4 protein-coding genes are annotated in these 8,560 nt (G+C 42.0%); 1 reads left to right on the forward strand and 3 read right to left on the reverse strand.

Annotated elements, in window-relative coordinates; translation table 11 throughout:
* The first annotated feature begins 449 nt into the window (after window positions 1-449).
* A complete protein-coding gene (locus IQQ51_RS23065) occupies window positions 450-3,197 on the forward strand; it encodes a hypothetical protein (RefSeq protein WP_193842221.1) in 2,748 nt (915 codons plus the stop codon).
* Window positions 3,198-3,487: 290 nt separating this feature from the next.
* Here IQQ51_RS23065 and pheT read toward each other — a convergent pair whose 3' ends face one another.
* From pheT to IQQ51_RS23080, 3 genes are all read right to left on the reverse strand, one after another.
* Complete coding sequence (gene pheT / locus IQQ51_RS23070; protein WP_193842222.1) at window positions 3,488-5,875, reverse strand: phenylalanine--tRNA ligase subunit beta; 2,388 nt, start codon at window positions 5,873-5,875, stop codon at window positions 3,488-3,490.
* Window positions 5,876-5,893: 18 nt separating this feature from the next.
* Window positions 5,894-6,877 (reverse strand): phenylalanine--tRNA ligase subunit alpha, encoded by a 984-nt coding sequence (gene pheS, locus IQQ51_RS23075; RefSeq protein WP_004734764.1) that lies wholly within the window; start codon window positions 6,875-6,877, stop codon window positions 5,894-5,896.
* 309 nt (window positions 6,878-7,186) lie between these two features.
* Window positions 7,187-8,338: a GGDEF domain-containing protein gene (locus IQQ51_RS23080; RefSeq protein ID WP_416222621.1), complete on the reverse strand. Its 1,152-nt coding sequence runs from the start codon at window positions 8,336-8,338 to the stop codon at window positions 7,187-7,189.
* Between the last annotated feature and the right edge of the window lie 222 nt (window positions 8,339-8,560).

Raw genomic sequence — 8,560 nt, forward strand, 5'->3', positions numbered from 1 at the left:
TATAAACAAAGTCATAGGACTAGGTATGCCCGTTAGAAGCTAACGGCTAGTCAAATATGGCATCGTTGATCTTCAAGCTGATTTGATCAACAACGCCGCTTCAATTCGAAGATTTTTCCAAAAGACTGTGTGAAAAAGTTATCTGCTCTAACTTACTAGAACAAACAGGGCCTGTCGCAGGCGGTGATGGTAAAACTGATACTCAAACATTTCCGGTATCTGAACAAAATCAGCTTCTTTGGTTTGAGGGGGTTAATGATTCTTCACATAAAGAACGCTGGGCATTTGCAGTTAGCACAAGAGTCGACTGGAAGGTTAAATGTCGGCAAGATGTTGTAAAAATACAACAAACAAACCGTGGTTATACTCAAGCATTTTGCATCACGAATCAATATGCAAAATCAAACCAACGATCTGAACTAGAGGATAGCTTAAAAATAGAGACTGGCATGGATGTTCGTATCCTTGATATAAGTTGGATTTTAGATCAAATTTATAAGAATAAATTAGAAACTTTGGCGATTGAAACTTTATCTATTCCAGTGCAATTCAAAAGGGAACGCAGCATCGGTAGTAATGACTATCAAAAACAAAAAAAACTTGATGAAATAACAGAAAATATTAATACGAATGTTAACCCTACAGAGGTCACAACGGATCAAGTTGATGACTTTTTAGATGTTGCGATACTGAGCGCGGAATTAGATAAGCCGATATTTGAAACACAAGGCCTGTTTAGTCGCGCAATAAAAATAGCAAAGAGATTTGGAACCAAACAACAAGTACTAGATGCTCATTATCAATTCGCATGGAAGGCTCATTTCTGGCTAGAAGATTTTGAAATATTCGAAGAAAACCTATCTGAGGTATATGACTGCGCACAACCATCATCTAGTGCGACGAAATGGGAAAGTGTTGTAACACTAATAACCGTTCACCGCAGTTATATGAAATCTAATACAATAACCCCGACGATTAATATTGAAGCGATTGAGAAAAATACATTAAAACAGCTACATACAATCGCAAACAATGAAAACACTCCAAGTAATGCTCTTTTTGCTAGAACCCAATTAGTTATTTTTGAACTAAGTAAGATTAAATCCATTGAGGAATCTGCACCTTCATTTGAAGAACTTCTAGCGATACTCAAACAAAGTGAACGATTAGTCGGCTTCCCCTTCGATAAAGTATTCAACTTAATTAATGGTGTAGATGATATTTTTGGTGACGTTGAATCGTATGAAAATTTATTAGATTACCTTACTGAGCAGTCTTGTTTGCGAGATGGTGAAGTTAAAAGTGCAATGCTTCAATTAAGACGCGGTATCAAAAGGTTAGATAGTAGAAAACCTTATCAAGCTATCAAGTTGGTTGGAAAGTCGTTAACTCTTCTGTACAAAGAAGAGTCAACAGATCAAGTGATCCTAGCGTTAAGAGTGATTTCAACAGCTTATGAGAATGTAGGATTACTTTGGGCTTCTAGAGCCTGTATGCTGTTAGCTGCTTCTTTACTTACGGATAAATTTTGGAAGCGAGATGAACTAAATGCTCGGCAAGTACAAACTTATCACCAACTATGCTGGATTGAACTTAAGTTAGGCAGGCTTGGACATGCGCTAAAATGGTATGAACTCACATTGCTTATTCAATCAGGTTTGAATGAAGACATTATCAGTGAAAATGATGTTGTTAGTATAGAGGCTTTTATTGGACAATTAATACTTAACAGCAGTTTTGACTTAACTAAACGTCTAGAAAACCTCCCTAGTGTACTTGATCGGTTTGGTTTGTATAACTCCTCTGGAAATTTATTGGTCACATTAGGATATTTAGACGAGTTCGAGCAGGAATATAAAACACCTGCTGATGACCATTTATTTGAATACTTAGTGAAAATACGTGATTTTAATTTCGGAACTACCCCTAGGAAACTAAATATAAATTTAGAGAGACGCGCCCAACATTTATCTCAACTGTTAGGCTGTTGCATTAATATTGATTCTCCGAATAGAACACCTTTTGTTGAATTTTCTGAAGGTATTCTATCATTACTAGAAGGTGCATTTGCAACGTGTGCAGTTGACAAATTACATCTAAAAGAAGCTTATCTTTCAATTGAAGTAATCGCTGATGATGAAGATGACCTGGAAATATATCATGAATTAGACGACAGCTCAGGCAAACTTCACCTAGAAGTAACTTGTTCTGGATTTGATGAAGAAGCTTTTTATCTTGAAGGACAAGCCATCGTGCAGGCTTGGTTTAAGGAATTGATTTTTGAATTATTACCCGAAATGTTCATGTTCCATGATACAAAATCCATTGAAAGAATGATCTTTGAAGATGGAGCGCTAGATAGGTCGATATCTTTCGGCGCCTGTTTTAATGCTTCAAATAATGTTTTAGGGAACGATTTAGATACAAAGGTAAAAGATCTCTTCGCTCACAGACCTGATTCAAAAAACTACCCTATGCTTCGTACTGAAGCGTGGGACAAGGATTACCCTAAGCCGGAATTACTTAATTCGCCAACTAATTTAAATAAAGGTGTTGGGGCTCCACCTGAATATCTCACTAATCCTGAAGGTATTCATCATCAAGATATGTCAATCCAAGGGCTGATTAAGCCGAGGTTGTGGGACAAAGCTAAATGGGCTGGTGTTGGATTCAGTAATTTTCCTAATGACATACCTGGTTTGTATTTGCTATTTGAGAACACTAATGAAGGTTCAGCAGTCTTTTCTGATTTACTCGATGAAGTTGGCATAAATGACAAAAGCAATAGATTAAGAGTAGTAATAGTCAAAGGCATCTCTGTCAATGATGCTGCTCACTACAGGGTGATTGTTTCTGAGAATATAAATAGTGTTAATAAGAATAAATTGATGACAATGATAAGTCGTATTAATACTATGACACCCAATAGTAATGAAAACTTAGAACGTTTCTTACTTGAGTATGAGAAAACTGGTCGCTGTTATTTTGGTTGCGACGCAATGTTAAGAAATAACGAACGATCGGATACGCACAGTGGCAAATTGGGTATTATTATTAACAATTTATCGGTTCGTTGGGCTTGGGAAATTGGCGAAAATGATTTCGATTGTATGGCCATACAAAAAGGTGACGAACCATACATACCAAAACACATAGACACAGCACCAGTGATTAAGTTATTGAATCCAAGACTATAACAATAATTAATGGTCTTAGTGTCTACTTTCTAAGTCGCAATAGGGGCTTTAGTGAATTAGGTTACTAAAACAACCGATAGCTAGACTCGCTGTAGTGGTTAATCTATTTATCCTCTACAGTAACTATCTTGGGGTAATTCCATGGGAAAATCTAGCCTAAACTCTACTAATAAAATTAAATTCGTGGCTAATTTCTGCCCAATGAAGAGTCAGCCCCCGACTCCTTACCCACCGAAACAAAAAAAGGCCTCGCAATGCGAGGCCTTTGGTTTTCTATCTATCAGAAGAGATTAGTCGCGAAGTGCTGCGCCGAATTTCTCTGAGATTGAAGCTACGATAGCATCTACTGAACCAGCGATGTCTGCATCTTCAAGTGTGCGCTCTACAGACTGTAGGCTAAGTGCGATTGCTAGGCTCTTCTTACCTTCTTCAACGCCTTGACCAACGTATACGTCGAACAGTTTAGCGCCTGTTAGGAATTCGCCACCAGCTGCGATACACGCTTCTACGATGTCGCCAGAAGCAACTGCTTCGTCAACAACGACTGCGATATCACGACGGTTTGCAGGGAACTTAGATACGGCTACTGCTTCTGGAAGCACGCGAGTGTTGATAGCTGCCCATTCGATTTCGAATACGATAGTACGGCCGTTAAGACCAAACTTACGCTCTAGTTCTGGGTGAACAGTACCAATGATACCCACTTCTTTGCCGTCTACTACGATAGCCGCAGTTTGACCTGGGTGAAGTGCTGGGTGCTTAGCAGCTTTGAAGCTGTATGCGATTTCGTTTGCAGAAAGCTCAAGAACGGCTTCTAGGTCACCTTTAAGATCGAAGAAATCTACAGTGTTAGTTGCAATGTCCCAGTGCTCTTCACCACGAGTACCAGAGATAACGCCCGCAAGCATCATTTCTTGGCGCATGCCGTTTTCAGCAGTTGCTTCAGGGATGAAACGTAGGCCTGATTCGAATAGACGAACGCGAGACTGTTGACGCTTCTGGTTGTGAACCACTGTGTTTAGAAGACCTTGGATTAGGCCAAGACGCATTGCTGACATGTCCGCAGAGATTGGGAATGGCAGGATTAGCGGCTCAACACCAGGTACAACAAGTTTTTGCTGTTCTGGTTCTACGAAGCTGTATGTGATTGCTTCGTGGTAGCCACGGTCTACAAGAAGGTCACGAACGCGCTTAAGCGGTTGGTCAGCTTCTTTGTGGTCATTCATTTTAAGTGCCGCTTTAGGCGCTTGGTTTGGAATGTTATCGTAACCGTAGATACGACCTACTTCTTCAATTAGGTCTTGCTCGATTGCGATATCAAAACGCCAAGATGGAGACGTTGCCGTCCAACCAGCTTCTGTCGTTTCAACGTTACAACCTAGGCGAGTAAGAATTTCCACTACGTCTGTAGATGGGATTTCGTGACCTAGTAGGCTGTCTAGCTTAGCGCGACGTAGAGCAACTACGTTTGCTTTTGGTAGATCAGCTTCAGATTCGCTGCCGTTTACTGGCGCAACTTCACCACCGCAGATTTCAACTAGAAGCTGTGTTGCACGCTCCATTGCTGCTGCTTGTAGTGTTGAATCCACACCACGTTCGAAACGTAGAGAAGAATCTGTGTGAAGGCCGTAAGCTCGTGCGCGACCACGGATGTGATCCGGTGCGAAGAATGCAGCTTCAAGAAGTACGTCAGTTGTTTCAGTCGTAACACCTGAATCTTGACCGCCAAAGATACCAGCGATTGCTAGTGCTTTGTTTTGGTCTGCGATAACAAGTGTGTTGCTGTTTAGTTCAGCTTCGTTGCCATCTAGAAGTGTTAGCTTTTCGCCCTGCTCTGCTAGACGAACCACGATACCGCCTTCGATCTTAGCAAGATCAAATGCGTGCATTGGTTGGCCTTGCTCTAGCATCACGTAGTTTGTGATGTCTACAACTGGGTCGATTGAACGGATACCACAACGGCGCAGTTTTTCTTGCATCCAGATTGGAGATTCCGCTTTCACGTTTACGTTCTTAACCACACGGCCAAGGTAACGTGGACAAGCATCAGTTGCTTTGATTTCAACAGATACTGTGTCTTCAATGCTTGTTGCAACAGCTTCAACTGTTGGCTCTGTAACGTCTGCGCGGTTTAGTACGCCAACTTCACGAGCAAGACCACGGATGCTGAAGCAGTCTGCGCGGTTTGCTGTTAGGTCTACGTCGATAGTTACGTCGTTAAGCTCTAGAAGCTCACGTACGTCCATACCTAGCGTAGTGCCTTCTGGCAGCTCAAGGATGCCGTCAGACTCTACGTCGATACCTAGCTCAGAGAAAGAACAAAGCATGCCGTGCGATGGAACGCCACGTAGTTTTGCTTTCTTGATTTTGAAGTCACCAGGAAGTACTGCGCCAACTGTTGCTACTGCCACAGTTAGGCCAAGACGACAGTTAGATGCACCACAAACGATGTCTAAAAGCTCTTCTTCGCCGATATCAATTTTTGTAACTTGTAGTTTGTCTGCGTCTGGGTGCTGACCGCACTCAACCACTTTACCTACTTTAACGCCGGTGAATTCACCAGCAACAGGTTCTACATCGTCAACTTCCAAACCAGCCATAGTGATTTGGTGAGCTAGCTCTTCGCTGTTAATTGCAGGTTTAACCCACTCGCGTAGCCAAGATTCACTGAATTTCATAGTTTTGACTGCCCCGGATTACTTGAATTGTTTAAGGAAACGAAGGTCGTTCTCGAAGAACGCACGAAGGTCATTTACGCCGTAACGAAGCATCGTTAGACGCTCTACACCCATACCGAATGCAAAACCAGAGTATTTCTCAGGGTCGATGCCAACAGAGCGAAGTACGTTAGGGTGAACCATGCCACAGCCTAGAACTTCTAGCCATTTGCCATCTTTACGTTTCACGTCAACTTCAGCTGAAGGCTCTGTGAACGGGAAGAATGAAGGACGGAAACGCACTTCAACTTCTTCTTCAAAGAAGTTACAAAGGAAATCGTTAAGAATGCCTTTAAGTTGTGCGAAGTTTACGTTCTCATCAACTAACATACCTTCCACTTGGTGGAACATTGGCGTGTGAGTTTGATCGTAGTCGTTACGGTAAACACGACCCGGAGCAATGAAGCGGAATGGCGGTTTGCCGTTTTCCATCGTACGGATTTGAACACCAGAAGTGTGCGTACGTAGCATTAGATCAGGGTTGAAGAAGAAAGTATCGTGATCAGTACGAGCTGGGTGATCGTCTGCGATGTTTAGTGCATCAAAGTTGTGGAATGCATCTTCGATCTCAGGGCCAGACTCAGTGCTAAAGCCAAGCTCACCAAAGAACTGTTCGATACGCTCAACTGTGCGAGTAACTGGGTGAAGACCACCGTTCTCAATGCGACGACCTGGTAGGCTCACATCGATAGTTTCTTCAGCTAGTTTCGCTTCAAGCTCTGCACGTTGAAGTGCGTCTTTGCGAGCTGCGATCGCTTGTTGAACAGCACCTTTCGCTTTGTTGATCTCTTGACCAGCAGTGCGACGCTCTTCAGGTGGAAGTTTACCTAGGCTTTGTAGTTGAAGAGTTAGTTCACCCTTCTTACCTAAATACTGAACTCGCACTTCATCAAGTGCGACTAACGAATCTGCTGTATCAATAGCAGTCGTTGCATTAGCAATGATCTCTTCTAGATGTTGCATCATTTCCTCATCTACCAGTTGGTAGTGTCCGTATCGGATGATTAGTTTTTTTAGATAGCTACACATAGTAATCAAACACGCAACCAATGCCAAATTGAATCGTTAAAAGAGCAAGTTATTGACTAAAAACACGGCAAATTTAACAGGATATTAATGAGGAGTAAGAGGAAGTGGCACAAATACGAGTGCCACTCCTTTGTTTGGAAGTGAGCGGGGCTCTAGATTTGTAGGGAGCTGAGTTCTAAATCTCAAGTGAACCGAGCTCTAAAACTAAAGCGAACTTAGATCTGAACTTGAAATAAACCAGTTTTAAATCTGAATCGAACAAACACTGTTTTTGCCTGCGTTTTTTGCTAAATAGACGGACTCATCGGCGGCTTTAATTAACTCGTTCATTGAGCCGAATTCTTGGGTTATTTCAGCCACACCGACACTAATACTGCCAATCCAAACTTGATGACTGGTTTCAACCTCTAATTCAGACACTTTCTGGCGAGCCGTTTCCGCGATGTGCATGCCTCCTTTGAGGTCGGTGTTAGGGCAAATAACCAAGAACTCATCGCCACCTAACCGGCAAACAATATCATCATTACGGAACGTATTTTTCAGTTCACGCGAGAGGGTTTGTAGCACCAAGTCACCTGCATCATGACCACTTGTGTCATTAATGCGCTTGAAGTTGTCGGCATCAATCATAATGCACACTAAAGGCATGCCCAGTTCTTTGGAGTCTTGCCAATGTAGCGCTAACTGTTTAAAGGCACTGCGGCGGTTTGGTAAATGAGTGAGTGAGTCTGTTAACGACAGTTCTTCAAGTTTCTTACTCGCTCGTTTCAATTCTGCCGTCCGTTCCTCGACTTTGTCTTCGAGTAACTGATTAAAGCGTAACAACTGTTTGTTTCGTTCAGAGACTTGTTCAAACAGGCCATTAAGCGCCGCCAACAACGGGACAGTCGAAGAGTCTTGCTGCTTTTCTTCTGCTTCAAAGGCTTGTAGAGGTGTTGCGCCCTCTTCTATGGCGGTGATTTGTCGTGCCATGTTTTGGTCGATGCCGAGGATATGGTAAGCAAGCCAATGGATGAGGAAGTCTAATAACTGCCGTGCTGACACCTGATCTTCTTCCAAGATGAAAGCTTGCATACTGTAGATATCTTGCATAAACACACGATGCACTTTGATGTGTTCTTCAATGTGTAACTGATGTACACCGCAATCTCTCATCAAAGATTCTTCTTCTTTAAAGTGAAATTCGGCATAGCGCATGAGATCGAGTAAAGCGATGTTAATGTCGTCTATAGAGATTGTATTCTCTGACAAAAGATTTCCGTAGTGGTTGATAAAACCAACAAGGTATTGATGTTGTTCATCTACAACACCAATGCCTGTTTCAAAGTTTTGATCCCAATTAAATAAACTCATAGATCCCTTAGGGCCGATACCACCAGCACGATTTACATGCATATTCGGAGGTTATAGATATTCGAAAAATATAACCATCTTACCTGTGGGACTATTCGATTATTTGCTCTATTTTATAAAAAGATGACGTTGAACATTATAAATATAGCGCGTCTTAAATCTGAGACGCCCCCTTTAACAAGAACGTCCCACCAAACTAACACTAGAAATAATATTCCAACGCTACCTCAACAAAATCATCCTTTCGAGCGAAGAACAACAAGT

The sequence above is a fragment of the Vibrio sp. OPT18 genome (genome assembly GCF_015163615.1).
Taxonomy (GTDB): domain Bacteria; phylum Pseudomonadota; class Gammaproteobacteria; order Enterobacterales; family Vibrionaceae; genus Vibrio; species Vibrio coralliirubri.

What these genes read in the sequence shown, in the direction of transcription:
- IQQ51_RS23080 (WP_416222621.1), bottom strand. Translation starts at nt 8,338, where the DNA reads ATGCATGTAAATCGTGCTGGTGGTATCGGCCCTAAGGGATCTATGAGT.
- IQQ51_RS23065 (WP_193842221.1), top strand. Translation starts at nt 450, where the DNA reads ATGGATGTTCGTATCCTTGATATAAGTTGGATTTTAGATCAAATTTAT.
- pheS (WP_004734764.1), bottom strand. Translation starts at nt 6,877, where the DNA reads ATGCAACATCTAGAAGAGATCATTGCTAATGCAACGACTGCTATTGAT.
- pheT (WP_193842222.1), bottom strand. Translation starts at nt 5,875, where the DNA reads ATGAAATTCAGTGAATCTTGGCTACGCGAGTGGGTTAAACCTGCAATT.